Annotated in this window: 26 protein-coding genes and 1 pseudogene; 16 read left to right on the plus strand and 11 right to left on the minus strand. The window is 43.6% G+C overall.

Features of this window, described 5'->3' with window-relative positions:
• The 4 genes from ACJHVI_RS09930 to ACJHVI_RS09945 form a co-directional block, all read right to left on the minus strand.
• Nucleotides 1-775: hypothetical protein (locus tag ACJHVI_RS09930; protein WP_483184574.1), on the minus strand; the 775-nt coding region annotated here is incomplete at its 3' end.
• Complete coding sequence (locus ACJHVI_RS09935) at nucleotides 762-1364, minus strand: hypothetical protein (protein ID WP_483184575.1); 603 nt, start codon at nucleotides 1362-1364, stop codon at nucleotides 762-764. The genes ACJHVI_RS09930 and ACJHVI_RS09935, both read right to left, overlap by 14 nt.
• 2 nt (nucleotides 1365-1366) lie before the next feature.
• Nucleotides 1367-3145, minus strand: coding sequence for a ParB family protein (locus ACJHVI_RS09940; RefSeq protein WP_483184576.1), 1779 nt, complete (start codon nucleotides 3143-3145; stop codon nucleotides 1367-1369).
• Nucleotides 3142-4020, minus strand: a complete 879-nt coding sequence (locus ACJHVI_RS09945) for a ParA family protein (protein ID WP_483184577.1) — start codon at nucleotides 4018-4020, stop codon at nucleotides 3142-3144. The genes ACJHVI_RS09940 and ACJHVI_RS09945 overlap by 4 nt, the downstream gene beginning before the upstream one ends.
• 75 nt (nucleotides 4021-4095) lie before the next feature.
• Here ACJHVI_RS09945 and ACJHVI_RS09950 point away from each other — a divergent pair.
• The 5 genes and pseudogenes from ACJHVI_RS09950 to ACJHVI_RS09970 all read left to right on the plus strand — a co-directional run.
• A pseudogene (locus tag ACJHVI_RS09950) lies at nucleotides 4096-4194 on the plus strand (helix-turn-helix domain-containing protein); the annotation flags it as partial.
• A 5-nt stretch (nucleotides 4195-4199) separates the two neighbouring features.
• Nucleotides 4200-4556, plus strand: coding sequence for a RidA family protein (locus ACJHVI_RS09955; protein WP_483184578.1), 357 nt, complete (start codon nucleotides 4200-4202; stop codon nucleotides 4554-4556).
• Nucleotides 4557-4567: 11 nt separating this feature from the next.
• A complete protein-coding gene (locus ACJHVI_RS09960; protein WP_483184580.1) occupies nucleotides 4568-5662 on the plus strand; it encodes a threonine synthase in 1095 nt (364 codons plus the stop codon).
• 114 nt (nucleotides 5663-5776) lie between these two features.
• Nucleotides 5777-5995: a hypothetical protein gene (locus ACJHVI_RS09965; RefSeq protein WP_483184581.1), complete on the plus strand. Its 219-nt coding sequence runs from the start codon at nucleotides 5777-5779 to the stop codon at nucleotides 5993-5995.
• Nucleotides 5995-6375: a type II toxin-antitoxin system VapC family toxin gene (locus ACJHVI_RS09970; protein ID WP_483184583.1), complete on the plus strand. Its 381-nt coding sequence runs from the start codon at nucleotides 5995-5997 to the stop codon at nucleotides 6373-6375. Before ACJHVI_RS09965 ends, ACJHVI_RS09970 begins: the two co-directional genes overlap by 1 nt.
• A gap of 235 nt (nucleotides 6376-6610) precedes the next feature.
• Here ACJHVI_RS09970 and ACJHVI_RS09975 read toward each other — a convergent pair whose 3' ends face one another.
• Nucleotides 6611-8599: a hypothetical protein gene (locus ACJHVI_RS09975; RefSeq protein ID WP_483184584.1), complete on the minus strand. Its 1989-nt coding sequence runs from the start codon at nucleotides 8597-8599 to the stop codon at nucleotides 6611-6613.
• Between the two features lie 90 nt (nucleotides 8600-8689).
• On the opposite strand from ACJHVI_RS09975, the gene ACJHVI_RS09980 reads away from it, so the two are divergent.
• The 11 genes from ACJHVI_RS09980 (at nucleotide 8690) to gatB (ending at nucleotide 20808) form a co-directional block, all read left to right on the plus strand.
• Complete coding sequence (locus tag ACJHVI_RS09980) at nucleotides 8690-9274, plus strand: nucleotide exchange factor GrpE (protein ID WP_483184585.1); 585 nt, start codon at nucleotides 8690-8692, stop codon at nucleotides 9272-9274.
• A gap of 99 nt (nucleotides 9275-9373) precedes the next feature.
• Nucleotides 9374-11287 (plus strand): molecular chaperone DnaK, encoded by a 1914-nt coding sequence (gene dnaK, locus ACJHVI_RS09985; protein ID WP_483184586.1) that lies wholly within the window; start codon nucleotides 9374-9376, stop codon nucleotides 11285-11287.
• A gap of 48 nt (nucleotides 11288-11335) precedes the next feature.
• On the plus strand, nucleotides 11336-12466 hold the full coding sequence (gene dnaJ / locus ACJHVI_RS09990; RefSeq protein WP_483184587.1) for a molecular chaperone DnaJ: 1131 nt from the start codon (nucleotides 11336-11338) through the stop codon (nucleotides 12464-12466).
• A gap of 105 nt (nucleotides 12467-12571) precedes the next feature.
• Nucleotides 12572-12817, plus strand: coding sequence for a type B 50S ribosomal protein L31 (locus tag ACJHVI_RS09995; RefSeq protein WP_115218917.1), 246 nt, complete (start codon nucleotides 12572-12574; stop codon nucleotides 12815-12817).
• Nucleotides 12818-12906: 89 nt separating this feature from the next.
• The gene (locus ACJHVI_RS10000) at nucleotides 12907-14178 is read left to right on the plus strand and encodes a citrate synthase (protein ID WP_483184588.1); all 1272 of its coding nucleotides are present in this window, start codon (nucleotides 12907-12909) and stop codon (nucleotides 14176-14178) included.
• Nucleotides 14179-14217: 39 nt separating this feature from the next.
• A complete protein-coding gene (gene pilM / locus ACJHVI_RS10005; RefSeq protein WP_483184590.1) occupies nucleotides 14218-15237 on the plus strand; it encodes a type IV pilus assembly protein PilM in 1020 nt (339 codons plus the stop codon).
• On the plus strand, nucleotides 15237-15833 hold the full coding sequence (locus tag ACJHVI_RS10010) for a PilN domain-containing protein (RefSeq protein WP_483184591.1): 597 nt from the start codon (nucleotides 15237-15239) through the stop codon (nucleotides 15831-15833). The genes pilM and ACJHVI_RS10010 overlap by 1 nt, the downstream gene beginning before the upstream one ends.
• Nucleotides 15834-15850: 17 nt before the next feature.
• Nucleotides 15851-16522: a type IV pilus inner membrane component PilO gene (locus ACJHVI_RS10015; protein WP_483184592.1), complete on the plus strand. Its 672-nt coding sequence runs from the start codon at nucleotides 15851-15853 to the stop codon at nucleotides 16520-16522.
• A gap of 9 nt (nucleotides 16523-16531) precedes the next feature.
• The gene (locus tag ACJHVI_RS10020) at nucleotides 16532-17101 is read left to right on the plus strand and encodes a pilus assembly protein PilP (RefSeq protein ID WP_483184594.1); all 570 of its coding nucleotides are present in this window, start codon (nucleotides 16532-16534) and stop codon (nucleotides 17099-17101) included.
• A 23-nt stretch (nucleotides 17102-17124) separates the two neighbouring features.
• Nucleotides 17125-19326, plus strand: a complete 2202-nt coding sequence (locus ACJHVI_RS10025; protein ID WP_483184595.1) for a type IV pilus secretin PilQ — start codon at nucleotides 17125-17127, stop codon at nucleotides 19324-19326.
• A gap of 60 nt (nucleotides 19327-19386) precedes the next feature.
• Nucleotides 19387-20808: an Asp-tRNA(Asn)/Glu-tRNA(Gln) amidotransferase subunit GatB gene (gene gatB / locus ACJHVI_RS10030; protein WP_483184596.1), complete on the plus strand. Its 1422-nt coding sequence runs from the start codon at nucleotides 19387-19389 to the stop codon at nucleotides 20806-20808.
• Nucleotides 20809-21220: 412 nt separating this feature from the next.
• Here gatB and ACJHVI_RS10035 read toward each other — a convergent pair whose 3' ends face one another.
• The 6 genes from ACJHVI_RS10035 to ribBA all read right to left on the minus strand — a co-directional run bounded on the left by ACJHVI_RS10035 (nucleotide 21221) and on the right by ribBA (nucleotide 24479).
• Nucleotides 21221-21433, minus strand: a complete 213-nt coding sequence (locus ACJHVI_RS10035; RefSeq protein WP_115218925.1) for a hypothetical protein — start codon at nucleotides 21431-21433, stop codon at nucleotides 21221-21223.
• Between the two features lie 3 nt (nucleotides 21434-21436).
• Nucleotides 21437-22072 (minus strand): endonuclease III, encoded by a 636-nt coding sequence (nth, locus tag ACJHVI_RS10040; protein WP_483184597.1) that lies wholly within the window; start codon nucleotides 22070-22072, stop codon nucleotides 21437-21439.
• 3 nt (nucleotides 22073-22075) lie between these two features.
• The gene (locus ACJHVI_RS10045) at nucleotides 22076-22264 is read right to left on the minus strand and encodes a 2-hydroxymuconate tautomerase (protein ID WP_483184598.1); all 189 of its coding nucleotides are present in this window, start codon (nucleotides 22262-22264) and stop codon (nucleotides 22076-22078) included.
• Between the two features lie 45 nt (nucleotides 22265-22309).
• Nucleotides 22310-22804 carry a transcription antitermination factor NusB gene (gene nusB / locus ACJHVI_RS10050; protein WP_483184599.1) on the minus strand — a complete coding sequence of 165 codons (495 nt, stop codon included), beginning with the start codon at nucleotides 22802-22804 and terminating at the stop codon, nucleotides 22310-22312.
• 76 nt (nucleotides 22805-22880) lie between these two features.
• A complete protein-coding gene (gene ribH / locus ACJHVI_RS10055) occupies nucleotides 22881-23360 on the minus strand; it encodes a 6,7-dimethyl-8-ribityllumazine synthase (protein WP_483184600.1) in 480 nt (159 codons plus the stop codon).
• A 12-nt stretch (nucleotides 23361-23372) separates the two neighbouring features.
• Nucleotides 23373-24479 (minus strand): bifunctional 3,4-dihydroxy-2-butanone-4-phosphate synthase/GTP cyclohydrolase II, encoded by a 1107-nt coding sequence (gene ribBA, locus ACJHVI_RS10060; RefSeq protein ID WP_115218930.1) that lies wholly within the window; start codon nucleotides 24477-24479, stop codon nucleotides 23373-23375.
• Nucleotides 24480-24494 lie beyond the last annotated feature (15 nt).

Below are 24494 nucleotides of genomic sequence, written 5' to 3' on the forward strand. Positions count from 1 at the left end.
TGATTTTGTCTGCCATCTTTTTTGACCTGTTTTGAGCCACAGAAAAAGCATTTTTTGTGTTCAAAGCTTTTGACCTCGCTAAAAGCCTTACAGAATAAGGCTTTTCAAACTTTTTAGCACCTAAAATGTCCCTTTGCCCGACAACGGAGCTTTCTCCGCTGTTAGGATTTTTGACAACAAGTGCCGATTTTTGTTTCTCATCTTGCAGAATAGAATCTACTGTTTCAGTTTTCAAAACACCTAGACTAAATAGCTGTCTCTGTTGGAATAGGCCATTGATTAACATTCTGCAATAGCTGCGTAAGCGGTCTATTTTGCTATGAGCTGCTTCGTATTCAATGAATGCAAGATAGTCTTGGTCTAGTTTCAAAATCTCATCTAAAGTAAATTGCAAATCATTGATGGCATAACAATAGCGTGTCGGCAGATTATTGACCTTTAATACATCAATCACGCTAATCCAGCGTGTTGCTCGCAGCATTTTGGTATAACTAATGACAGAGGCTCGTGATTTGCCAATCACCTCTGCCATCTCACTTTGGTCAGGCAATTGTTTAAGCTCATTACCTTGGCAAATGCTTCTGAGCTGACACCAATAAATCTTGTCATCAGCAGAGAGATGTTTATCAAAGATGAGTTCGCCAGGTGTAATAATTTGTGGTCGTCCTACAAAGGTAATCATACCTGTGGCATTGTCAGCAAACTCTTCATGGATTTCTTTGCGCACGAGCTCAATAGTGCGATTGACAAACTGATTACGCTTATTGATGCTCATGCGATTCTCCCTTTTCTGCTAAGTACGTATAAAGAAATTTGTTATCTTTGTAGTAATATTCATGAATACGATTGATACTTAACCCTGATTGCTGCGCAAGAAAAATCAGGCAGCGCAAATGATCCATATTGCTATAAATGGGTGAATGCTGCCCAAGTTGGTTATGTAAATCAGCGAGCTTGGCGTAATCACTATCGCTAATCATCTGAGGTCTGCCGACATCAGAGCCTTGCCATTCATCAACATTGGATAGAATATCTTTAAATTTTGCGCCATGAATATCCGCATATTCATGCATGATTTTGCGACTTGCACCAAGACGAATCGCATCTTGGATGATGTGATTAATATCTCTGGCTCGCAATGTACGCTGTACGCTCATATTTAGCGATCGAGTATTGGTTATGATGGAAAACACATTAGACGCGGCAATCTGTCTTAGCTCTCGCATATTCATTCTGCACAGATAGGAAAAATCTTCGTCAGAAATACCAAATTGCTGATGAATCGGCTTTGCTCTTGATGAGGCATTAATGACCTCAATCAAGAGTGTGGAAGCGATTTTCGTCATGATGTCATGGTCATCCATGGCTATTCTCCAATATCTTGCTTAGTCTCTATGGCATGGATAAGGGCTAAGAGATGCAGGTTAATTTGGTCTGCTTTACCAATTGCGATCACTTCTTCTTTGGCGGCAATATGGCTAAACAATAGACCTGTTCTGCACCATAAGGAGTAATCATGATAAATACTGGCAAATTCCTGCCACAACTGTTGTGCTCTAAGGATAGAGGGATATTCTTGAGCATCAGTATCAGGCTGAAAAATAAAATTAGTGTAGAAATCCCATAGACTAAAAAATATTAAAACGGCAAATTTCTGTGGGTTAGGAAACGCTTTGTCTTGAAATAGATTTTGCAATTGGGTAAATTTTTCTTCATCATTGAGATTGAGATAAAAATACGGCGTTTCCTGAGTAATTGGGTGTAAGTCTAAATCAATGACTTTAACTAATAACTCATGATTGATGAGATTAAGTAAACGCCGATATAACTCATGACAACGTGTACGCACTTGTGCATTAAGTTCATTTTTAGGCAGAAAAATATTAGGTGGATCAAGTGGCGCACCAAAAGGCATAATTATCTTAGCGCCGACAGAATCATTTTCTACTTCTCTTTTTGCTTGTTTGCGCTGCGCAATTTGTTCCAGCATCGCTGGATTGTTGATGATTACAGTTGGAATAGAATTGTTTTCCCCTAACTGTTGTTCAGATTGTCTAATCCCTGTGGCAGAATCAGCGTTCTGATTGCCTGTTTCAATATGATCTGCATCATATTTATTATTTTCTGTCTCTTTGGTAGATGGAGGGGTAGAGCGTGGCTTGCGAGGCTTTGGAAAGACTGCTGGTGGCATATCTGAAGTTTCATCTAAACGTCTGCTTAGCTCTTCATGTGACATTTCTTCACACACATGGCCGTTTTCTTCAATAAAGCGAATTTCTTGTAAAATTGCCGTTGACGTTAGAGAGCGGTCGAACTGCACCAGTACATCAGATAAGCGATAACGGTAATTTTCAAAAAACAAATCCAAATCTAGTGGTTCGAGGTCATCGTCATATTCTGCTAGTGTGTTGTAATATAATTGACGTGCTTGCTCAATACTGTAGGCATAGTTATTACGTTCTAATAGCCATTGTAAATATTGTTCAATCAGATTTAGCCAGGTGCGCAGCTGCTGAACCTTGGGCCTGCCTAGACCTGCATCTAAACTTTTAGGAATAACTGATTCAAGATTTTCATAAGCATAAGTTAATTCTGTCATTGCTCTTTGATTGACTCTTGTCCAACCAAGAGAATGAATGTATTTCACTAATTGATTATTAGACACGCTTTCCACGTTATTCTGCTGCAGATATAAGCGCCGAATATCAAATACCGCTCTTGCCTTATCAATAAAGGTCATTCCAGAACGTTCCTCATTCTCCGCCATATGCTTAATCAGCAAATCCAAATCATCGGTATAAGGCACGAACTGGCATTGCTGAAAGCGAATCTGTTCAGCTTTATCTCGCTCTCCCTGTGCCAAATATTCTTCAAGCAATTCTTTAAGAATCGCAAGACGAGTATTACCACCATTATAGAGGCTATAATTATGCGCACCTGGTAGTCGTGTAATTGTCAAAATTGACTGCAATCCGATATTGCGAATAGAAGCCTTGGTTGATTCATAATGCTCACCACGAGAATGACGTGGATTAATGTGCGAAACCTCTATCTCGCTAATATCCACACGAATAATGCGTGACTGACTAACATTTTGTGTTTCGTTGACAGAAGCATCATTACGGCTAAAATTAAGCAAACTCATACCTGCTCCCCTGTAGCAGAAATGCTACGTTCAGATACAAGTTCAGGAAAAATTTCCTCTGCCAAAGCCACTATCACCTGCGGCAGCAAGTCATGCTTATTAGTGTCATGATACTCATGAGCAAATTGTTTATCATGATAATAAGACTCGAAAAACTTACGTTTAAGCGGTACAACTGTTTTGAACAATTCTGCATTGGCAAAATCAGGCTCTGCAAAAGAAACCTGCAATTCACGCAAAATCTCTTGAGCATTGACTAGACTGCGATCATGCTCATTTACTATAAATTTCAACGGTGCATAATGTTCTTTGCCAATAAAGCGGTAAGCACGCATTGCCTCCTTATGGACATCCACTACGCGCAGCACTTCCATTGCATATTGCAATTTAGTTTTTGTGACAGACAATACTAAATCAGGCTCACCCAACAACACCGCATTTTGCACTGAATTGCCATCATGGTCGCGTCCATCTGTTCCCTCTGTATCAAGGAAAATATAATCGTATTCATATTTTAACGGTTTGAGCATACTGGCAAGTTGAAATACTGCACCAGCATTGTCTCTTAGAAACTTGGAAACCAGGTATTTTTTCGGATCATCATTGACAATGATGTCAATATTGCGATGATTCGCCGTCTTGAGAATAACCTCGCTTACTCTGCACTCACCAGTGAACCATTTGCCAAAACCAGCATTGGCAATATTAGGGTCAAGACCTTCAAAATCGAAAAAGCGGCTCAATGATTGCTGACTATCAGCATCCACAAGCAAAACTTTTTTACCAATTGAAGCTAAATAGCCAGAAAGATGAATGATGAGTGTGGTCTTACCTACACTGCCCTTTGTTGAAATGACTGAGATGATTTTACCCATAATTTTCTACCTCTTGTGTGATACAACACTCAGGGTCATTACCAGTTCGAGTTAGATAATTAGAAAAAAGTAGGTTTTATGATGAAAGGCAGCATTGAAAAAGCGGCTGAAAAATTAGGGGTTAATAAAGTAACGGTGTACAGCTATTTAGACGAAGTGAGAGGTAAGCGTTGATGGAAATGATGTTATCTCCGCCAAGCAGAGGGCATTATGCGCCTGCAGTGAAATCCAAAGGCATGCTCTATGTGTCGGGACAGCTGCCTTTTAATGCCGAAGGACAGATTGTCGGCGATATCGCCGCGCAAACCATGCAGGTATTGATGAATTTGCAGCATGTGCTTGCCGGCGCAGGCATCGGTGCAAATGCTGTCGTGCAATGCCGTTTGTATATTGTCGATATGGCGGATTGGGAAATCGTCAATCGGGTCTATGCCGATTTTTTTGCCAAACATAAACCTGCCCGTACCGTCGTGCCTTGTCCTACTTTGCATTACAACGCCTTGATTGAAATTGACGCGATTGCGGAATTACCCTAAGGAGAACCATCATGAAATTTATTTGCCAGCAATGCGCTCAAAGCGCGCCGGTTTCTACCCGCCAAGCCAAATGCGACTGCGGCGGCTTATGGACGCTTGATTATCAGCCGCCCCGCTTTGATTTGAAAGAGATTGACCGCGATGAATGGAGTCTGTTCCGTTATCGCAAATTCATTGCCTTGCAAGACGAATCTTGGCGCGATATTTCGCTGGGCGAGGGTATGACGCCTATCCGCCGTTTGGATAAACAGGTATTGTTAAAAATGGATTATTTTATGCCGACACTGTCTTTTAAAGATCGCGGCGCGGCGGTATTAATCAGCCATTGCAAAGCAATCGGCGTGGATACGGTAGTGCAGGACAGCAGCGGCAATGCCGGCAACAGTGTGGCAGCCTATTGTGCCAAGGCGGGCATTCGATGCGAAATTTTCGTACCGGAAGGCACTTCGCCGAAGAAAATTAATATGATTGAAGCACATGGTGCGCAGGTGCAGATTATTGCCGGCAGTCGCGATCATTGCGCCGATGTCTGCCGCGCCAAAGTCGATAAAGAGGGCGTATATTATGCCAATCATGTTTACAATCCCTTTTTCTATGAGGGTACTAAGACCTATATTTATGAAACCTTCGAGCAGCTCGGCAGAATTCCCAAGCATATTGTCGTTCCGGTAGGCAACGGCACCTTGTTCATCGGCGTTATGAAAGGTTTGGAACATTTGTTGGTAAGCGGCGTCATTGAAGAAATGCCGACGATTATCGCCCTACAAAGCGAGTATTGCGATCCTTTACTGCAAGCGGCTCAAAAAGAGCGGGATGTTATCGAGCCGACGGCGCTTAAAACGACTATCGCCGAAGGAATTGCCATCGGACAGCCGATGCGGGCAAGAGAGATATTGGCGTATGCGCGAAAATATCCTGTGCGCTTTGTGCATGCGCCGGAAGATCGTATTCTTGCCGCACGCGATATGTTGGCGAAAAAAGGCATTTACTGTGAACATACGACCGCCGCCAATTATGCCGCTTATCTGCATTATGGCGAGCAGTACGGCGTCGTTGAAGATTGCTTGATTACCATGTGCGGCGCAGGGCTTAAATCGGATCACTAGCACATTTGTAATGACATGCTTGGGGTTAACGCATCATAATTGGGATTCAGACATGGAAAATGATGTGAAAATGCGCTATGTTTTCTTAATTTAGCAATATTGATTGAGGTGGAAATGAAAGTAGAAGTACATAAGAAAGTTTATCATCTTCCGGTAAAGCAGATTGAGGTGCCGGAAGAATTTCAAAATCAATCTTTTGAAGTAATTTTTATGCCGATTGCCGCGCCTGAATTGAAGCAGGAATTAATCAATACGCCTAATCCCGCGCTAAAAAATACGGTGCTTATTTATGATGATATAAGCGCTTTAGATAATGATTGGGATGCGGATTAATGTTGTTATTAGATACCCATATTTGGATTCGATGGCAAAATCATAGCGGTTTGCCATCTCACTTTATTAATAGAATAGCCAAGGAAGAAGTTTTTATTAGTGCAATTTCTTGTTGGGAAGTGGCACAATTGGTAAAAAGAAAACGCATTGAATTAAGTATTCCGACTTCCGAATGGATAGATTTGGCTAGTCAAACGCTGACGATTCTTCCTATTAACAAAGAGATTGCGATATTGTCAGAGAATCTGCAAGAACATCATAAAGATCCTGCTGACCGATTTATTATTGCCAGCAGCGTATTTTATAATCTTTCTTTGATGAGTTTGGATACGATGTTTCCTAAATATTCAGAAGTTAGAGATTTACTGATTTTGCCTTAATTAATTCGTTACTTTTTGCAGTTCAATATTTTCTAAGAAAACATAGCATGGATGAGGCGTTTGCGAGAAAAGAATTTTATTGCCGTCAATATCGGCGATAACGATAATTTCATTTCCTGCTAAGAGTTAGAATTTGATGTGCGCTGATTGCCCAATCGCCCGTAAAGGCGCTAAGCATACGATGTGCGGTTTCTTGGATATCGGCGGTGTATTCCCATTCAAAATAAGTGCGGCTTTATTCAATTGTAGGGCCGTCGCTGTTTAGGGCGGCTTTGATACGCGCGCTGAGTTCGCGGTAGCTGCTGCGACTTTGGTGTCCGATGATGTCGAGATGCGGCAAGCCGCTGCCTTTGACGAGGTAGAAGCCGCCGTCAGGGTGTTTTTCTACGCCTTCAATAGTTAATAAATCGCCGCGCAGTGTGGCGCTGAAGCCGAGTTTTTGATAGGGAAAGCTGCTGAGAATGCGCACGAATTGTCCGATGGCGGCGGAAGAGCCGCCGATTTGTGTGAGCAGTTGCACGGCTTCATGCGAGATGCGGCGTTCGCCGGGGTTGTCTTCGTCGGTCATGATGCTGGCGTCAAAGGCGATGGGTCGCCAGTTGGCAAGAGCAACGTCTGTGATGAATCCGCTGACGCGTCCGCGGATTTCCGCAATCCCGAATGCACTGGTCAGGCGTTGTAAATCGATCATGTTCAGTCCGAGCGAGAAGTAGAGCTGGGCTTGGTTGCTGAAGATGTTTTCGATGCGCAGATCGCTGATGAGGATGTGCCCGTCAAAAACGTTGAGATGTACCGGTCGCTTGAGGGCAAGGCTGTTGCTGCTGAGGCGGACTTCGGGTAGTTCCGCGCTGATGTCGCCTTGAAATACGGGCAGTTCAAGGGCGCGGTTGAGTTCGGCAAGGTCGATGGGGTCTAGGCTGATGTTGAGCAGATGCTGTTTGTCGCGGTCGGCGCGGATGTCGTTGATGACTAATGCGCCGTTAAGTATGGGGATGCGCCAAGGTTCGAGCAGCTTAATGGATTTGTCTTGCCAGAGAAAACGCAGTTTGGATGCGCCGAGCGGCAGTTTGCGCCATGTGGCGGCGGCGATGTTGAGGCGTGATTCGCCGCTTTGTCCGATTTGTCCGTCAATGCTGGGAAAGCGGAAGCGTTCTTGGCGGTCGGCGATGCCGAAGCGGTGTAGCACGAGGGCGCTGTTGCTGAAGCCGCTATTTCTGTGCCAGTCGCCGCTGGCGTAGAAGCTGCCTTGCCAGTCGCTGTCGGCAAAGAGGCTGTCTGTGCCGAGGTAGGGTTTGAGGTAGTGTTGGTAGAGGGCTTGCGCTGCGCCTGAAAATTCTTGCAAGGAGAGTTGTTCTAGTTGCTGTGTGCGGCTGTTGTAGCTCAATCCGCCTGCGATGTGCAGCTGACCGTCATTGGCACGCAGGTTTTTAAGGCTAAGTGTTTCCTTGCGGTATTGCCAGTCGCTTTCCAGTTGTAACGGTGCTTGTTTGAAGTTGAAGTAGAGTCCTTGAAAGAGGGTTTCGCCTTGCGGGATGTGCGCGCGAAGATGTCCCTGCCAGCCTTGTTCGGGCTGATACTGCATGGCGATGTTGAGGCTGGCGTTGAGGTTTTCTACGGCTTGCAGGTAGTCCGGGCTGTGCCAGTTGCGGATGCGTAAGTCGATGTCGCCGTTGAGCTGCCATGTGTCGCGCTTTTGTTTGAGTAGCAGTTTGAGACTGATGTCGCCGTCTAGGGGCGGTAGCGGCGGCAGGTGTAAGAAGGCAAGTAGCGCATTGAGTTCCGTTGTGTTCAGGTTTTTTTTGACGAGTTGTAATTCGCGTTGCTGATGATGCCAGTCCAGTTGCAGGAAGGGCGAGGCTTGTGCTTGTCGGCTGATGTGCAGGCTGAGCGGGGCAAGGTTGAGTTTCTGCTGCAAGGCGATGTGTTGCGGAGCGGAAAAATGTAAGGCGTTTTTTTCTGCCTGCGCGGAAAATCGGGGGCGGCTTAAGGAGAATTGTCCGTCTTTATAGTGTAGCCATGTTTCGGCGCGCAGTTGCTGCCAATTGCCTTGCGGGTGCTTGAGTTGCGGGGCTTGGGCGCTAATCTGCCAGTCGCGTCCGTTGGTGCTGTTGGCGCGAATGCGGATGTTTTCGCTGCGGCTGTCGCCGATGCGGGCGTTGCCAATGTCGATTTCAAGTGTCCATGCGCAGAGAAGCGGTAGGCAAAAGCTGAGTAAAAAGGGCATTTTCATACCGATATTATGCACGAGCCTTGAAAAAAAAATAGCCGTCCTCATATTGTCGGGCAATGATTTAAGAGAAAACATAGGTGTGTTATGTCAAACGAAGAAATGGAAAAGAATGCCCAAGCTGCAGCAGAGGCGTCTGAAGCGGTGGAGATGGCGGCGGAAGAGCCGATATTAGATGTGGATACGGTGCTGAATGCGCAATCGGAAGAGGTGGCGCAATTGGCGGAGCAGGTGGCGGCATTAAAGGATCAAGTGATTCGCGAGCGCGCGGAAAATGAGAATTTGCGCAAGCGTCAGGAAAGAGAATTGTTGAATGCGCATAAATTTGCCAATGAGCGGATTGTGAAGGAATTGCTGCCGGTTCTGGATTCTTTGGTTTTGGGCGTAAAAGCGGCACAGGAAAGCGCGGATAAGCCCGAGGTGATGGCGCAGTTTATCGAGGGCTCGGAATTGACGCTGAAGATGTTGCGCGAAAATTTAGCTAAGCACGGCGTGGAGGAAGTCAATCCCGCCGGCGGCGATAAGTTTAATCCCGATGTGCATGAGGCGGTGGCGATGTTGCCGAATCCTGAATTGGAAAATAATACGGTCATGCATGTGGCGCAGATTGGCTATGTGCTGAACGGGCGCACGGTGCGCGCGGCGCAAGTGGTGATTGTGAAGAATAGTTAAAGCAGGCAAAAAATGCCGCAGACGGCTTGAAATTGAAAAAAGCGGCGGCATATAGCGTGCATCAAAACATTTTTATTTTATTTTTATGAGGAAAATTCAATGGGTAAAATTATCGGTATCGATTTGGGAACGACTAATTCTTGTGTTGCGGTTATGGACGGCGACAAGGCGCGTGTGATTGAAAACGCGGAAGGTGCGCGTACCACGCCTTCGATTGTGGCTTTTGCCGAAGACGGCGAGGTTTTAGTCGGACAGCCCGCCAAACGTCAGGCGGTTACCAATCCGAAAAATACTTTATTTGCGATTAAGCGTTTGATTGGCCGCCGCTTCGATGAAAAAGAAGTGCAGAAAGATATTAAGCTGGTGCCGTATAACATTGTGAAAGCGGATAACGGCGATGCTTGGGTGGATGTGGACGGCAAAAAAATGGCGCCGCCTGAGATTTCTGCGCGCGTGCTGATGAAAATGAAGAAAACCGCCGAAGATTATTTGGGCGAGAAAGTGACCGAAGCGGTTATTACTGTGCCGGCGTATTTTAACGACAGTCAGCGTCAGGCGACGAAGGATGCGGGGCGTATCGCCGGTTTGGAAGTCAAACGGATTATCAATGAGCCGACCGCTGCCGCTTTGGCCTACGGTATGGATCATGAAGTGAAAGATGCCAAAATCGCCGTGTACGATTTAGGCGGCGGTACTTTCGATATTTCTATCATCGAAACGATTGATTTGGATGAGGAAGGTCAGCAGTTTGAAGTCTTGGCAACCAATGGCGACACGTTCTTGGGCGGCGAGGATTTCGACAGCCGCGTGATTGATTATTTGGTCAGCGAGTTTAAAAAGGATCAGGGTATCGATTTGTCTAATGATGCTCTGGCTTTGCAGCGTTTGAAAGAAGCGGCGGAAAAAGCGAAGATTGAATTGTCTTCCAGCCAGCAAACCGATATCAATCTGCCTTATATTACGGCAGATGCAACCGGTCCTAAGCATATGAATATCAAGCTCAGCCGCGCCAAATTGGAATCGCTGGTGGCGGATTTGATTGAGCGTTCGCTCGAGCCTTGCCGCATTGCGATGAAAGATGCGGGTTTGTCTAACAGCGATATTACCGATGTGATTTTGGTCGGCGGTCAAACGCGGATGCCGAAAGTGCAAGAAGCGGTGAAAAATTTCTTCGGCAAAGAGCCGCGTAAGGACGTTAACCCTGATGAAGCGGTGGCAATCGGCGCGGCGATTCAAGGCGGCGTTTTGGGCGGTACGGTTAAAGATGTGTTGTTGTTGGACGTAACGCCTTTGTCTTTGGGTATTGAAACGATGGGTGGCGTGATGACTAAGCTGATCGAGAAAAATACCACGATTCCAACCCATGCGGCGCAGGTGTTCTCAACGGCAGAAGATAATCAATCCGCGGTAACGATTCATGTTCTGCAAGGCGAGCGTCAGCAGGCATCGGGCAATAAATCTTTGGGTCGTTTCGACTTGAACGATATTCGTCCCGCACCGCGCGGCATGCCGCAAATCGAAGTATCTTTCGATATTGACGCGAACGGCATTTTGAACGTATCGGCAAAAGATAAGGAAACCGGCAAAGAGCAATCGATTGTGATTAAAGCCAATTCCGGTTTGAGCGATGAGGAAGTCGAGCGTATGGTGCGCGATGCGGAAACGCATGCCGAGGAAGATAAAAAATTCCAAGAGCGCGTTGAAGCGAATAATAGCGCCGAATCGATGATTAACGGCGTGGAAAAAGCAATTGCGGAATTAGGCGATGAAGTCAGCGCCGATGAGAAATCTGCGGTTGATACGGCGGTAAGCGCCTTGCGCGAAGCGATGAAAGGCGAAGATGTGGAAGCGATTAAATCGCGTACGGAAGAGTTGATGACTGCCGCTTCGCCGGTAATGCAAAAATCTTTTGCGAAAATGCAGGCGCAAGCAGGCGCGGAAAATAATGCCGCCGGCGACGACGGTATTGTCGATGCCGATTTCCAAGAAGTGAAAGACGAGAAAAAAGACTAATTATTTCATTGAACAAAGGGCGGGAAACCGCCCTTACCCTATAAGAACATGGCAGAAAAAGATTTATATGCAATTTTAGGCGTGAGCAAAACCGCTAGCGCTGACGAGATAAAAAAAGCCTACCGCAAGCTCAGCATGAAATGGCATCCTGACCGCAATGCGGATAAAAAAGAAAAGGCGGAGGCAAAGTTTAAAGAAATTAGCAAGGCTTATGAAATCCTCTCTGATGAGGAAAAACGCGCGACCTACGACCGTTTCGGCTTTGATGCGGCAACGGGACAGGCAGGAACGGGCGGATTTAGTGCAGGTTTCGGCGGCGGGAATTTTTCCGATATTTTCGGCGATGTTTTCGGCGATATTTTCGGCGGCGCAGGCGGCAGAAGACAGCAGCATCGTGGCAGCGATTTGGTCTATACGGTGGAATTAACGCTAGAAGAAGCGGCAAACGGCAAAGAGCTGAATATTAAAATTCCGACTTTGGTCAAATGTACGCATTGCGATGGCAGCGGCGCGACTGAAAAATCGAAGAAGAAAACCTGTACGACTTGCCGCGGTTCCGGACAAGTGCGGACGCAGCAAGGCTTTTTCTCGATTGCACAACCTTGTCCGACTTGTCATGGCAAAGGACAAATTATTGAAAATCCTTGCGACAAATGCCGCGGAGAAGGTCGAGTCAAAGATACGCGCAATTTAACTGTAAAAATCCCCGCCGGTGTGGATACCGGCAACCGTATCCGTTTAAGCGGCGAAGGAGAAGCGGGAGAAATGGGGGCGCCGGCAGGAGATTTGTATATCGAAGTCCATGTGCGTCCGCATGACATTTTTACGCGCGAGGGCGCCCATTTGTATTGCACGATGCCGATTAGCTTTGTAACCGCCTGCTTGGGTGGGGAAATCGAAGTGCCTACACTTTCAGGGCGCGTCTCATTGGTCATTCCTGCGGAAACGCAAACCGGCAAAGTATTCCGTCTGCGCGGCAAAGGCGTGCAATCATTGCGTGGTGCTGCTGCGGGTGATTTGCTGTGCACGGTCGTGATTGAAACGCCTGTGAATCTCTCTAAAGAGCAAAAAGAAATGTTGAAAAATTTTGACCGCAGTTTGCATGAGGGCGGTCAGCGCCATGCGCCGAAAGAGAGCAGTTTTCTCAATCGGGTAAAAGATTTTTTTGACGGCTTATAAATAAATGGACGTTTTTGCGGCTAATGCTGGGGAAATGCTTGCAATGCAGTAGCTTGCCCTCTATAATCAGCCGCTTTTTAAGCAATACACAAATTTGGAGCTAAAATGCAAAAAGATATTCATCCTAATTATCGTCCGGTTGTCTTTCAAGATGTAGGCGCAGATTTTGCTTTTTTGACAAAGTCAACTGTTCATACAAATGAAACCATCAAATGGGAAGACGGACAAGAATACCCTTTAGTACGCGTGGACGTTAGTAGTAAATCGCACCCGTTCTATACTGGCACGCAAAATATTGTCGATACCGCAGGACGCGTTGACCGCTTCCGCCGTAAATACGGAAAAAAATAAGCGTCAAAAGCGCCTTTGCGCTTGACCCTAATCCTCCATTAAGGTAACTTAATCAAAAATAAGTTACCCCTGAAATGGAGGATTTTTTTATGAGTGAGAAAACAATCATCGTTATTGATAAAGAAGCGCAAAAACAAGTAGAACTTCTTGTTATTCAACCTGTTTTAGGTCGTCCGGGAATTGATATCGCGACTTTGCCAAAGGAATTGGGCTATTTTACGCATGACCCCGGTTTCGGCGTTACCTCATCTTGCGAAAGTAAAATTACTTTCATTGACGGCGGTGCCGGCAAACTCATGTACCGCGGTTATCCTATTGAAAATCTCTGCGAAGCAAACATTTCTTTCTTAGACGTGGCTTATCTTCTTTATCACGGCGAGCTGCCTAATGAAGAAGAAAGTAAAAAATTCAATGAACAAATCCGTTACTACCGCATGCTTAATAAGCGGGTACAGAATTTCTTTGAAGGATTTCATCATGATGCGCATCCCATGGCAATGATGACGGGCGTTGTCGGTTCATTAGCCGCTTTCTATCATGATCGTTTGGATATCAATAATCCTGAAGATCGTTATATTACGGCGATGCGATTAATTGCCAAAATGCCGACTATCGCAGGCAGTACACATCGACATGCTCAGGGTTATCCTTTCGGTTATCCGAAAGAAGAAGACGATTATTTCGAACATTTCCTGCGTACAATGTTTTCTCGTCCGGGTAGCCGTTTTGAAGCGGATCCTTTGGCTATTAAGGCGCTGAATCTTTTGTTTATCCTACATGCGGATCACGAGCAGAATGCTTCAACCTCTACCGTTCGTCTAGCAGGAAGCACAGGGACAAACCCTTATGCTGCGATTTCAGCAGGTATTGCCGCTCTATGGGGTAATGCGCATGGTGGTGCAAATGAGGCAGTGCTTAATATGCTTGATGAAATTGGTAATGTCGCCAATATCGATAAATATATTGCACGTGCTAAAGACAAGGATGATCCTTTTAAATTGATGGGATTTGGACACCGCGTCTATCGCAATTATGATCCGCGTGCTAAAATTATCCAGAAAGTTTGCTATGAGGTGCTTGAGCATTATGGCGATGATCCTCGAATGGAATTGGCAATGCGTTTGGAAGAAGCGGCATTGAAAGATGATTACTTCGTTGAAAGAAAACTTTACCCGAACGTTGATTTTTATTCAGGAATTATTTACAGTGCGCTCGGCATTCCTGTTAACATGTTTACAGCAATGTTTGCTGTATCGCGTACAGCTGGCTGGATTTCTCATTGGAATGAGATGATTAGTGAGGGCTATCGTATTGGCAGACCTCGCCAAATGTATATGGGTGAGAAAGAAAGAAGCATTTGAAAACCGTGACCTAGTCCCGGCAACTAAAAGGAGTTAATTATGTTGGGAAATCCCGAATATATCGGAATAGATATCGGGCAATATGCAATAAAAATTGCATGCGTAAAAAAAGCTGGAAAAAGTTTCGTGAGCAATTATCTTGTTTATGAAATTTTGCCAGAAGAAATGCGTGGCGGCAAAGATAAAGAAGGCTTAAAAAACCTAATTGCGAAAATCTTAAAGACCCATAAAATCATAAAAGGTCAGCCGGTGATTCATGTCAATTCCGGTGATACGATTATGCGCAATATCGTATTGCCCGAAAATACTAGCCAAGAAGCTGTTGAAGGTGCTATTGAGTTAGATTTAGGACAATCATTGCCTTTTAATCTGGACCAAATCTATTTTGATTTTGACGAAACAAAAGATGCAAATGGCGGTCACTTAGCTGTTGCGGCACGTCGGGATTTAATTGATGATAAAACGGCATTATTTGCAGGCAAAGCAAAAACTTTGAATAATCCGCAAGTAGATGTAGATGTTTTTGCTTACGAACGTTTGGTTGAAAATCTTGTGCAAGCAGGAAGAATACACGGATCAACTATTGCCATAATGGATATCGGTTATACGCATTCTCGAATCAGTGTTTATCAGGACGGTAAATACGTATTTGTTAGAGAGCCTCAGATCGGCGGTAACCAAGTGAGTGAAATTATTCGAGATGTTTATGATCTGGATTTGGAATCGGCAGAGTCGAAAAAACTAAACCAAAATCTAGGTGAAGAATATCAGGAACTTGTCCTGATGCCTTATGTTTCTTCTTTAAGCGAGCAGATGAACCTTGCTTTAGATTTTTACGAAGCAAGTAGCCCTGATGCTAAGGCTGTCGAAAAAATTTATATCACAGGCGGTGGCGCTCAGCTGAAAGGCTTAGTGCTAGCGTTGACAGAAAAAGTTAATGTGCCATTAGAATTGTTAGATCTTTCTCAGTTTATTAAATTGCAATCAAAACAAACTGATTTGCTGCAAGATGGTATTAATCATGGTTTGGCAATCGCATTAGCATTGGAAGGTAAATAATGGCAAGAAAATTTAATCTACAACCTTGGCGCGCGGAACTACGAACCAAGCAGAAAAAAGATTTCATGACAGCTACTGCAGTGGTTTTTTTAGTAGCAGCGGGATTATGCGGAGGATATTGGTATTTTAAAAATCAATATTTAGAAAGTCAAAATCGTGCAATCAGTTTATTAGATAATAATATCGCTGAGTTGAAAAAAACCGAAGCAGAAGTTAATAAAATGAAAGCGCTTAATGAAGAAGTGCTTAAGCAGATTTTAGTAATTCAAGGATTGCAAAATCAACGTAGTCTTTCGGTAGAAATTTTAGATTATCTTGCGATAAACACGCCTAAGTCCGTATTTCTAGATAGTATTTCTTACAAGCAAGGGCAAATTACTATTACCGGCACTGCTGAAAATGATATGGGAGTATCTTCATTTATACGCGTATTAAACGATTTTAAACATTTTTCAATAGTCCGCTTAGTGGATATGCAAAAAGCAAAAACAGGAAATCGTTATGCTGTTACAGATGAAACAGCGGTTAGGGTCTTTACTTTAGTGATTACAGTTGAGCCTAAATTCGGAATAGAAGCAGATGTAGCTGCAAAATGATTATTGAGGAATAATGTATGAAATTTGTACCAGTTAATCAGTTAGATCAAAGTAATCCAGGCACATGGCCGATATATTATAGAGCAATTATTTGGGTTTTACTTTTCGGGGGCATTCTATTTGCGTTTAATCATTTTAAATTAAAAGAAATGGATGAGACAGAAAGCAGGAACCAAGCAACTATTGAAGAAAGAGAAAAAAGCTATCGTCAATTGTTGCAATATACTGTTGATTTAGATGCTTATAAAGCAAGAAGTGAAGAATTGTTAGCTCGTTTAGAGTCTTTATTGGCTTATTTGCCTGCGCAAAATCAAATAGCTGAATCAATTGAAGATGTCAATACAGCTGCTTCTGATTCAGGCATTAATATTAGTGGATTTAAACCGGCAGATAAATATATTCCAACAGAATATTATGATATTGCACCAATAGCCTTAAATACTACAACTTATTTTACTAATTTTGCGCAATTTTCTGAAAGATTAACTAATTTGCAAAGAATTATGAATATTTCAGATTTTAATTTAGTAGTCTTGAAAAATTCATCAAATACTAGAGATATCTCTGATATATGGGCTGAAAATGCAATTGCAGTGACAGACACACAATTGCAGACGTATATTTATAATGGTGATATAAAAAAACTTCGCAAAGGCGAATTACCACAATCATCAACAGCAGCTAAATAATAGGAAAAAATGATGAAACGGAATATGTTATTGATTTCTATTGTATCAAGTTATTTAGGCATAACGGGCTTTGTTTTTGGAGATGCAGAGTCAGATGCAAGTGATTTTTTACGACAAGTCAAAGCGCAAACTAAACCTAGTGCTAATTTAGATCTTTCACCTTTGCCAGAAGCTAAACCCTACGAAGCTTATGAATATAAAGGAGGTACTGAAGATCCATTTAAACTTAGACCTTTTGTTACGGAAGTATCGAAACAAACAGAAATGCCTGTAACAGAAACGGAATGTAATTCTAGCGAATGTAGTGCTTCTGCGCCTGTATCTCATGCGCCTTATTATTTGGAAAATTTTGAGCTTTCTTCTTTGCAAATGACAGGTACAATGTTGTCTCCTAATAAGCAAATGGTAGCTTTAATAAGAACACCTGATTTGAGTATTCAAGAAGCAAGAGTGGGGGAATACATTGGAAGAAATCATGGTTTGATTAAAGAAATTAAGCCTGATCATATTGTGATTCAGGAAAAATATAAAGTACCTAGAGGCTGGCAGGATAGAATGGCCACTTTGGAATTGTTTTAATAATTTGAGTTTAGGATAGACTTATGATGAAAAGAATATTATGTAGCTGTATTTTATTAGCTAGTTCTGGAAGTTTTGCTGCAGCAATTACGGCTGTTAATGCTTCGAATGCGCCGTCTGGTGCTTATGAAATTGTTTTTAAGAATGCAGCAGTATTGCCAACGTCCTTTAATACAACATCTCCTGCTTCAATTGTATTAGATTTTCCTAATACAAGCTCTGCTTTAGCTAATAGAGAAACAGCTGTCAATCAAAATGGTATTTACTCTGTAAATGTTATTCCTGGAGATGCACGTACTCGTGCAGTAATTAATTTAGCAGCCCCAGCTGCTTATGACGTGCGCTTAGTAGGCTCGGATGTTCATGTCGCCTTAAGAGGGAACCAGGTACTTGCAGCAGCTCCTGCGATAAATACTGCTAATAACTCTGCTTTGTTTAACCAAGCTTCAGCAGCGCCAATGGTTCCGGTAACATTAAATACTCAAGCTCCTGCGCCTATTAATAATATGGCTAAATCTGTTCCTGATTTGGCGCCTATGTTCCATAAAAATGGAGATAAGGGTGGGGTGTTAAGTTTTACTTTGCCAAGCAAAGATGCGTTGGTATCTGTAAAAACAGAAGGGGCTTCTGTTGTCGCAACAATTTCTAGCTATAAAGTACCTAAGGCTGGTCAAAAACGTTTAGATGTGGCTGATTATGGCTCGCCTGTCCGTTATGTTGATATTTTGCCTAGTGGTGCAGACAGTAAAATTGTCTTAAATATGGGGCGTAATGCTTATGAATATGTAACCTATACCAATGGCAATGAATATAATATCGAGATTAAACATCCTTCAACAGATGAAAATGCTCAACGTTTACGTGAATTGAGCGGTTTTGGCTCTGGAAAACAATATACAGGACAGCCTTTATCATTAAATTTCCAAGATATTGAAGTGCGTGCTGTATTACAAATTATTGCGGAATTTACGAATAATAATATTGTAGTAAGTGACACTGTAGTTGGTAATATTACTTTACGTTTGGATAATGTGCCTTGGGATCAAGCGCTTGATATTATTATGAAGACCAAAGGTCTTGCTATGCGCAAAGTAGATCGTGTGATCTATATCGCACCTGAAGCAGAATTGAATAAAATGGAAATTGATGCTTTAACAGCTTATAAAGAGAAACAAGGATTACAACCTTCAAATACAGAGCTTATTCAGTTGAAATATGCAAAAGCTTCTGATATTTTGAAAATGATTGTAGAATCACGTAATAATTTCAATAGTAATAATAATGCTAATGTTGGTGATAGAAATGAAGATTCTATATTATCTTCAAAGGGTAGTGTTACTGTTGATGAACGTACTAACTCCTTAATGGTAACTGATATTCCTGAAAATATTCAAAGAGTTAGAGATTTAATTGCTAAATTAGATGAGCCTGTGCGCCAAGTGTTAATAGATTCGCGTTTGGTAATTACTTCTGATGAATATTCTAGAGCTTTTGGTTCTCGTTTTGGAATAAGCTTTAGAGGAGACAAAGGAACTGATAGTTGGAGTGGAAGTGGGACTTTAAGTGGTACGAGTGCGGGAACTTTAGGCGATCGTTTAGGAGTTAATCTTGCTCCAGGTAGCTTGTCAACCGATATAACAGGTACGAATCCTACAGCTGGGTATGGTATTTCAATTTTAGGTAAAGAAGTATTAGTCGATTTAGAATTACGCGCCTTACAAGCAGAAGGTTTGTCGGAAATTGTTTCTAGTCCTCGAGTGGTTACTCAAGATGGTTATAAAGCCCTTATTTCTAAAGGTGAGGAAATTCCTTATTCAAAAGCAAGTAATTCTGGTACAGATACTAATTTTAAAGATGCTAAATTGAGTATGGAAGTTACACCACGCATAGCGCCTAATGATCGTGTAAGTATGGAAATCCATATTACTAAAGATGATGTTTCTAATCGACTAGTTAATGGTGAGCCTGCAATAAATACTAATGAAATTCTAACTAAAGTTGAAGTACAAAATGGCGAGACTATTGTTTTGGGTGGTATTTATGAACAGACGCAAACAACAGGAGAGGCAAAGGTTCCATTATTAGGCGATATTCCTGTAATTGGTAATGTGTTTAAAAATACTAATAAAGTATTTAATAAGGATGAATTATTAGTGTTTATTACACCTCGAATTATCGATAGAAAACTAACAGATACTGATAAATTCAGCAATTTGCGTCAGTAGTTTATTTTGCTTATAATTTTGCCCCACTGCATGGTGGGGCTTTTCGTTTTAGGTATTGTTATGATTTATGAAGCGGTTATTGGTTTAGAGTTGCATATTCAGTTGGCAACGGAGAGTAAATTATTTTCTTCTTCTTCTGCGTCTTTTGGCGCGGAAGTTAATACTCATGTTAATGAAATTGATTTAGGCTATCCGGGGGTTCTACCGGTATTAAATGAGCGAGCGCTTGAATATGCGGTATTATTTGGTTTGGCTTTAGGTAGTCAAATTAACCCGAATGCTTTTTTTATGCGCAAAAATTATTTCTACCCTGATTTGCCGAAAGGTTATCAAATTAGCCAATTAGCTGATGCGATTATTTTAGGTGGTTTGGTAGATTTACCGGAGTTCGAACGGCAAGTGAGGATTAATCGCGGACAATTAGAAGAAGATGCGGGTAAGTCCGTACATGATGCTTTTACAGATCGTACGGGGATTGATTTAAATCGTGCAGGTGTGCCTTTGATTGAATTAGTCTCTGAACCTGATATGCGCAGTGCGGCTGAAGCGGTTGCTTATATGCGGAAAATTCATCATCTTGTGCGTTATTTAGGTATTAGTGACGGCAATATGCAAGAGGGCTCTTTCCGCTGTGATGCGAATGTCTCAATTCGTGAGAAAGGTAGTGAAGTTTATAATGCTCGTGTTGAGTTAAAAAATATCAATTCTTTCCGTTTTGTTGAGCAGTCAATTAAGCTTGAAATCGAAAGACAGATTGATGTAGTGGAAAACGGTGGCACGGTTGAACAGGAAACGCGTTTATTTGATCCTGATAAGATGGAAACGCGCACGATGCGTTCTAAAGAAGAAGCCAATGACTATCGTTATTTCCCGGATCCTGATTTGCTGCCTTTGCAATTAAGCGCAGAATGGATTGAGCAAATACGTCAAAATTTACCGGAATTACCGCATTTGCGCGAGCAACGTTATGCAGAACAATATGCTTTAGATAAAGACAGTTTACGTTTTTTAGTGCAAGACAAAGCAACTGCGCAATATTTTGAAGAGGCATTGAATGCCGGTGCAGAGGCAAGAACGGCGGCGATTTGGATGCAGTCTGAATTGCCGAAATTATTGCCGGAAGGGCAGGGCTTTGCTGATTGTCTGCTGAATCCCAATCAATTTGCTGTTTTGCTTGCCCGTGTGGCGGATAATACGTTGTCTGCTAATGCCGCGAAAAAGTTATTGCCTGAATTATGGGGAAATGCCGATATTTCCGTAGATGCTTTGATTGATGCTAAAGGTTTGCGTCAGGTTAATGATGACGGACAATTGCAGCAATGGGCGGAAGAAGTTTTAGCTGCAAATCCTGATCAGGTAGCGGCATATAAAGGCGGACAAGCGAAAATGCTAGGCTATTTAGTCGGACAAGTATTAAAGAAATCACAAGGAAAGGCAAATCCGAAATCAGTCAATGAATTATTGCAGAAATTATTGGCTTAAGCACGGAAGTTTCTAAATATATAGTCGAAGAATTGAAAAGCTATTACGGCGTTGGCTCGCCTTGCCGTACGCTCTTGTACAGTCTGTGGCTCATCGCCTTGTACTACTTTTCATTTCTGACTATATAGCCGCCCTCATAAAACCATTTAGGTTTTACGGGCGGTTTTTTATGGAGAGTTATACTCAATTCATGACAAATGCGAACATTATATTTTTAACCTTAGCTTAGGCGTTTATGTCAGAAAGCACTCACATGACAAATTTTGTTGGATATAAATATCTAAGATACTGATTTATAGAGAAGTAGATCAGATTCTTGAATCCGACAAATTTATATTTTAAGTAATATCGGATACAAGTATCCGATCTATCCAATTGAAAATGATTAATTTTGCCATGAATTGACTATATTTTATTGTTGAATAATGAGCGTAATCGCTAATCCGATGCCGCCGATGATTTGCAACAAAACGGCATGCCAGAGTCCATTTTCTCTCGCGGCAATAAAGGCATAAGTAGGCAAAATAAAATGGCGCAGCAATTCTTGTCGCTGATGCCGGCAATGCCATGCGCTAATCAGCCAACCGCAGATAAAGATTAGAATAAATAGCGTGAGAAAAAACATGCTTTATTCTTCTATATTGACAGGTTGGCCGCATAAATCGAAAACGATGCAAAAGGTGCATTTGGGTTTGCGAGCGGTGCAGGTATAGCGGCCATGCAAAATCAGCCAATGATGGGCATCTAACAGATAGGCTTTAGGCACACGTTGCAGTAATTTGTCTTCTACTTCGCGAACGTTTTTGCCTTTTGCAAGTCCTGTGCGATTAGAAACGCGAAATATATGCGTATCGACCGCCATGGCAATTTGTCTGAAAGCGGTATTGAGGACAACGTTTGCGGTTTTGCGTCCTACGCCCGGCAGACTTTCTAAAGCTTCACGTTGATCGGGGACTTTTCCATCGTATTTTTCTAGCAGCAAAGCACAGGTTTTGATGATATTACTTGCCTTGCTATTGAATAAGCCGATGGTTTTTATATAGCTTTTCAAGCCTTCTTCGCCAAGGGCTAAGATGCTTTCCGGCGTATTGGCAATTGGGAAGAGTTTGCGTGTCGCTTTATTGACGCCGACATCGGTGGCTTGCGCAGATAGCATGACGGCAATCAGCAGCTCAAATACCGAATCGTATTCTAATTCGGTACTTGGTTTGGGGTTTGCTGCTTGTAAACGCGCAAAAAAAGTGTCGATATCAGATTTCTTCATGCCTTATTTTTTATCGGCACGAAGTTCGCCGCCTTGGCACAGATTTTCAGGTTTTAAGTCTTCAATACTAATCCAGACAGCAGCTTCCGCAATGCTTAAGCTGCTAGCAATGGCTTGGGTAACTTTTTGGGTCATTTCGCGTTTTTGTTCGATGCTGCGACCTTCAATGATTTTAATGTTAACGATTGGCATATGATGTTCCTAATGTAGATGTTGCTGATGAAAAACTGAGTCTGTCTATTCCGCAGTTTGAGAGGATTGGGGGCTAACAGAGACTTCCGTCGACACTTCTTCGGGAAGATTTTTGCTGAGTTTGTCTAAAATGCCGTTGATAAATTTATAGCTTTCGTCAGCGCCGAATTTTTTTGCCAATTCCACCGCCTCATTGATAATCACGGTCGGATGGATGTCTTTGCGCCGCGTGAGTTCAAAGGCGGCAATCCATAAAATGGCGCGCTCAATCGGGTCAAGGGCGGAGAAGGGGCGGCGTTGCAAAAAGGGCAGAAACAGCTCGCCGAGTTTGACGCTGTGTGCGGTGATGTAATGCCATGCTTCATCGAAATAAAAGCTGTCAATATCTTGTCGGGCATTGTTTTCAAAGCTGTTGCGCCGTACATATTCGGGGCTGTCGTCTTGTAATTGCCATTGATAGAGCAGTTGCAGCAGTTCGTAGCGAGCCTGCGAACGCGCTTTAATGGCTTGGCGTTTGAGATTAGAGGTTTTGTTGGTCATAGAGTTGGATTTGCCGCGCTGTAAAAGAACTTATCGGCATTGCCGCTTGCGACAATGCCGGTGAAAAAAAGAAGGGTTAGCCGATTTGACGGAGCAGGCTGACCATTTCAATCGCCGCCATCGCCACATCATGACCTTTATTGCCTGCTTTTGTGCCGGCGCGTTCGATCGCTTGTTCGATATTATTGGTGGTCAAAACGCCGGTCAGTACGGGCAAATCGTATTTTAATGCCACTTGTCCTAAGCCTTTGGCTTGTTCGTTGACTACGACGTCATAATGCCCTGTCGAGCCTTTGATGACGGCGCCGAGGGCGATAATCGCATCATATTTCTTGGTTGCGGCGCAGCGTTGGGCAGCAATCGGCAGCTCATGCGCACCCGGCACATAGTAAACGTGGATATTGTCCGCGCTGATGCCATGTCGTTTGAGGGTATCGATGGCGGCGACTTCCAGTTTATTGACGATGAAGTCGTTGAAGCGCGAGCAGATAATGGCAAAGCTGGCATTGTCCAATGAGCTGAATTGCCCTTCGATTCTTTTGATTTGGTCTGTCATAATAGTCCTTGATTAGTGAGTATCGCCAATAAATTCATGCACTTCCAGCTGATAGCCGGAGAGTCCGGTGAATTTGTAGGGTGCGGAAAGCAGCCGCATTTTGCCGACATGTTGGGCGGCAAGAATTTGTGCGCCGATGCCGTAGGTGCGCAGATCTTGTTCCTGCTTGCGTTTCGGCGGCGCGATATTGTGGGCAAAGGCATGCATGCGCGCCACAATATCGTTGGTGTTTTGTCCGTCGTCAATCACGACAATAATGCCTTGCGGTTCTTGTGCCAAGCGTTTTAAGGCGTCATCCAACTGGAAATTGCGTTCCGACAAATCGGCTTGGAATAAATCGGCTAAGGCATTTTGCACATGCACGCGCACAAAGGTCGGCGTTTCAGGGCTGATTTTGCCTTTGACGAGGGCATAATGCAGGGTTTTATCCAAGATGCTTTGATAAGCGGTCAAGGCAAAATTGCCGTAGGCGGTGGGCAATTCGCAGGAAGCGACGGCGGTAACGGTCTGTTCGCGGGCGAGGCGGTAAGTGATGAGATCGGCAATGGTACCGATTTTTAAGCCGTGTTCTTGGGCAAAGATTTCCAAATCGGGACGGCGCGCCATCGTGCCGTCTTCTTTTAAGATTTCGCAAATCACGGCGGCCGGCTCAAGCCCTGCCAAGCGCGCCAAATCGCTGCTGGCCTCGGTATGCCCTGCGCGTACCAGCACGCCGCCTTCGCGCGCCACTATCGGGAAAATGTGCCCCGGCTGCACTACGTCTTCGGGACGTGCATCGCGGGCGGCGGCGACTTGAATCGTCAAGGCGCGGTCTTGCGCGGAAATGCCGGTGGTTACGCCTTGCGCCGCTTCAATCGAGACGGTAAAGGCGGTGGCGTAAGCGGCGGTGTTGTGTTCGGTTTGCGGACGCAGTCCGAGTTGTTTGGCACGCTCTTGGGTGATGGTCATGCAGACCAATCCGCGTGCGTGTTTGACCATGAAATTAATCAGTTCGGGGGTGATATGCTCGGCGGCAACAACCAAATCGCCTTCGTTTTCGCGGTCTTCATCATCCATTAAGATAACCGCTTTTCCCGCGGCCAGATCGGCAATGATTTCTTCTGTGCTGTTGAGTTGCATAGCTTCTCCTAAGAA

This window comes from Suttonella sp. (assembly GCF_056855035.1).

What these genes read in the sequence shown, in the direction of transcription:
- ACJHVI_RS09980 (WP_483184585.1), top strand. Translation starts at nt 8,690, where the DNA reads ATGTCAAACGAAGAAATGGAAAAGAATGCCCAAGCTGCAGCAGAGGCG.
- ACJHVI_RS09940 (WP_483184576.1), bottom strand. Translation starts at nt 3,145, where the DNA reads ATGAGTTTGCTTAATTTTAGCCGTAATGATGCTTCTGTCAACGAAACA.
- ACJHVI_RS09970 (WP_483184583.1), top strand. Translation starts at nt 5,995, where the DNA reads ATGTTGTTATTAGATACCCATATTTGGATTCGATGGCAAAATCATAGC.
- ACJHVI_RS10020 (WP_483184594.1), top strand. Translation starts at nt 16,532, where the DNA reads ATGATGAAACGGAATATGTTATTGATTTCTATTGTATCAAGTTATTTA.
- ACJHVI_RS09945 (WP_483184577.1), bottom strand. Translation starts at nt 4,020, where the DNA reads ATGGGTAAAATCATCTCAGTCATTTCAACAAAGGGCAGTGTAGGTAAG.
- ACJHVI_RS09995 (WP_115218917.1), top strand. Translation starts at nt 12,572, where the DNA reads ATGCAAAAAGATATTCATCCTAATTATCGTCCGGTTGTCTTTCAAGAT.
- ACJHVI_RS10025 (WP_483184595.1), top strand. Translation starts at nt 17,125, where the DNA reads ATGATGAAAAGAATATTATGTAGCTGTATTTTATTAGCTAGTTCTGGA.
- pilM (WP_483184590.1), top strand. Translation starts at nt 14,218, where the DNA reads ATGTTGGGAAATCCCGAATATATCGGAATAGATATCGGGCAATATGCA.
- gatB (WP_483184596.1), top strand. Translation starts at nt 19,387, where the DNA reads ATGATTTATGAAGCGGTTATTGGTTTAGAGTTGCATATTCAGTTGGCA.
- dnaJ (WP_483184587.1), top strand. Translation starts at nt 11,336, where the DNA reads ATGGCAGAAAAAGATTTATATGCAATTTTAGGCGTGAGCAAAACCGCT.
- ACJHVI_RS09975 (WP_483184584.1), bottom strand. Translation starts at nt 8,599, where the DNA reads ATGCCCTTTTTACTCAGCTTTTGCCTACCGCTTCTCTGCGCATGGACA.
- ACJHVI_RS09935 (WP_483184575.1), bottom strand. Translation starts at nt 1,364, where the DNA reads ATGGATGACCATGACATCATGACGAAAATCGCTTCCACACTCTTGATT.
- ACJHVI_RS09960 (WP_483184580.1), top strand. Translation starts at nt 4,568, where the DNA reads ATGAAATTTATTTGCCAGCAATGCGCTCAAAGCGCGCCGGTTTCTACC.
- ribH (WP_483184600.1), bottom strand. Translation starts at nt 23,360, where the DNA reads ATGACAGACCAAATCAAAAGAATCGAAGGGCAATTCAGCTCATTGGAC.
- nth (WP_483184597.1), bottom strand. Translation starts at nt 22,072, where the DNA reads ATGAAGAAATCTGATATCGACACTTTTTTTGCGCGTTTACAAGCAGCA.
- ACJHVI_RS09955 (WP_483184578.1), top strand. Translation starts at nt 4,200, where the DNA reads ATGATGTTATCTCCGCCAAGCAGAGGGCATTATGCGCCTGCAGTGAAA.
- nusB (WP_483184599.1), bottom strand. Translation starts at nt 22,804, where the DNA reads ATGACCAACAAAACCTCTAATCTCAAACGCCAAGCCATTAAAGCGCGT.
- ribBA (WP_115218930.1), bottom strand. Translation starts at nt 24,479, where the DNA reads ATGCAACTCAACAGCACAGAAGAAATCATTGCCGATCTGGCCGCGGGA.
- ACJHVI_RS10035 (WP_115218925.1), bottom strand. Translation starts at nt 21,433, where the DNA reads ATGTTTTTTCTCACGCTATTTATTCTAATCTTTATCTGCGGTTGGCTG.
- ACJHVI_RS09965 (WP_483184581.1), top strand. Translation starts at nt 5,777, where the DNA reads ATGAAAGTAGAAGTACATAAGAAAGTTTATCATCTTCCGGTAAAGCAG.
- dnaK (WP_483184586.1), top strand. Translation starts at nt 9,374, where the DNA reads ATGGGTAAAATTATCGGTATCGATTTGGGAACGACTAATTCTTGTGTT.
- ACJHVI_RS10015 (WP_483184592.1), top strand. Translation starts at nt 15,851, where the DNA reads ATGAAATTTGTACCAGTTAATCAGTTAGATCAAAGTAATCCAGGCACA.
- ACJHVI_RS10045 (WP_483184598.1), bottom strand. Translation starts at nt 22,264, where the DNA reads ATGCCAATCGTTAACATTAAAATCATTGAAGGTCGCAGCATCGAACAA.
- ACJHVI_RS10010 (WP_483184591.1), top strand. Translation starts at nt 15,237, where the DNA reads ATGGCAAGAAAATTTAATCTACAACCTTGGCGCGCGGAACTACGAACC.
- ACJHVI_RS10000 (WP_483184588.1), top strand. Translation starts at nt 12,907, where the DNA reads ATGAGTGAGAAAACAATCATCGTTATTGATAAAGAAGCGCAAAAACAA.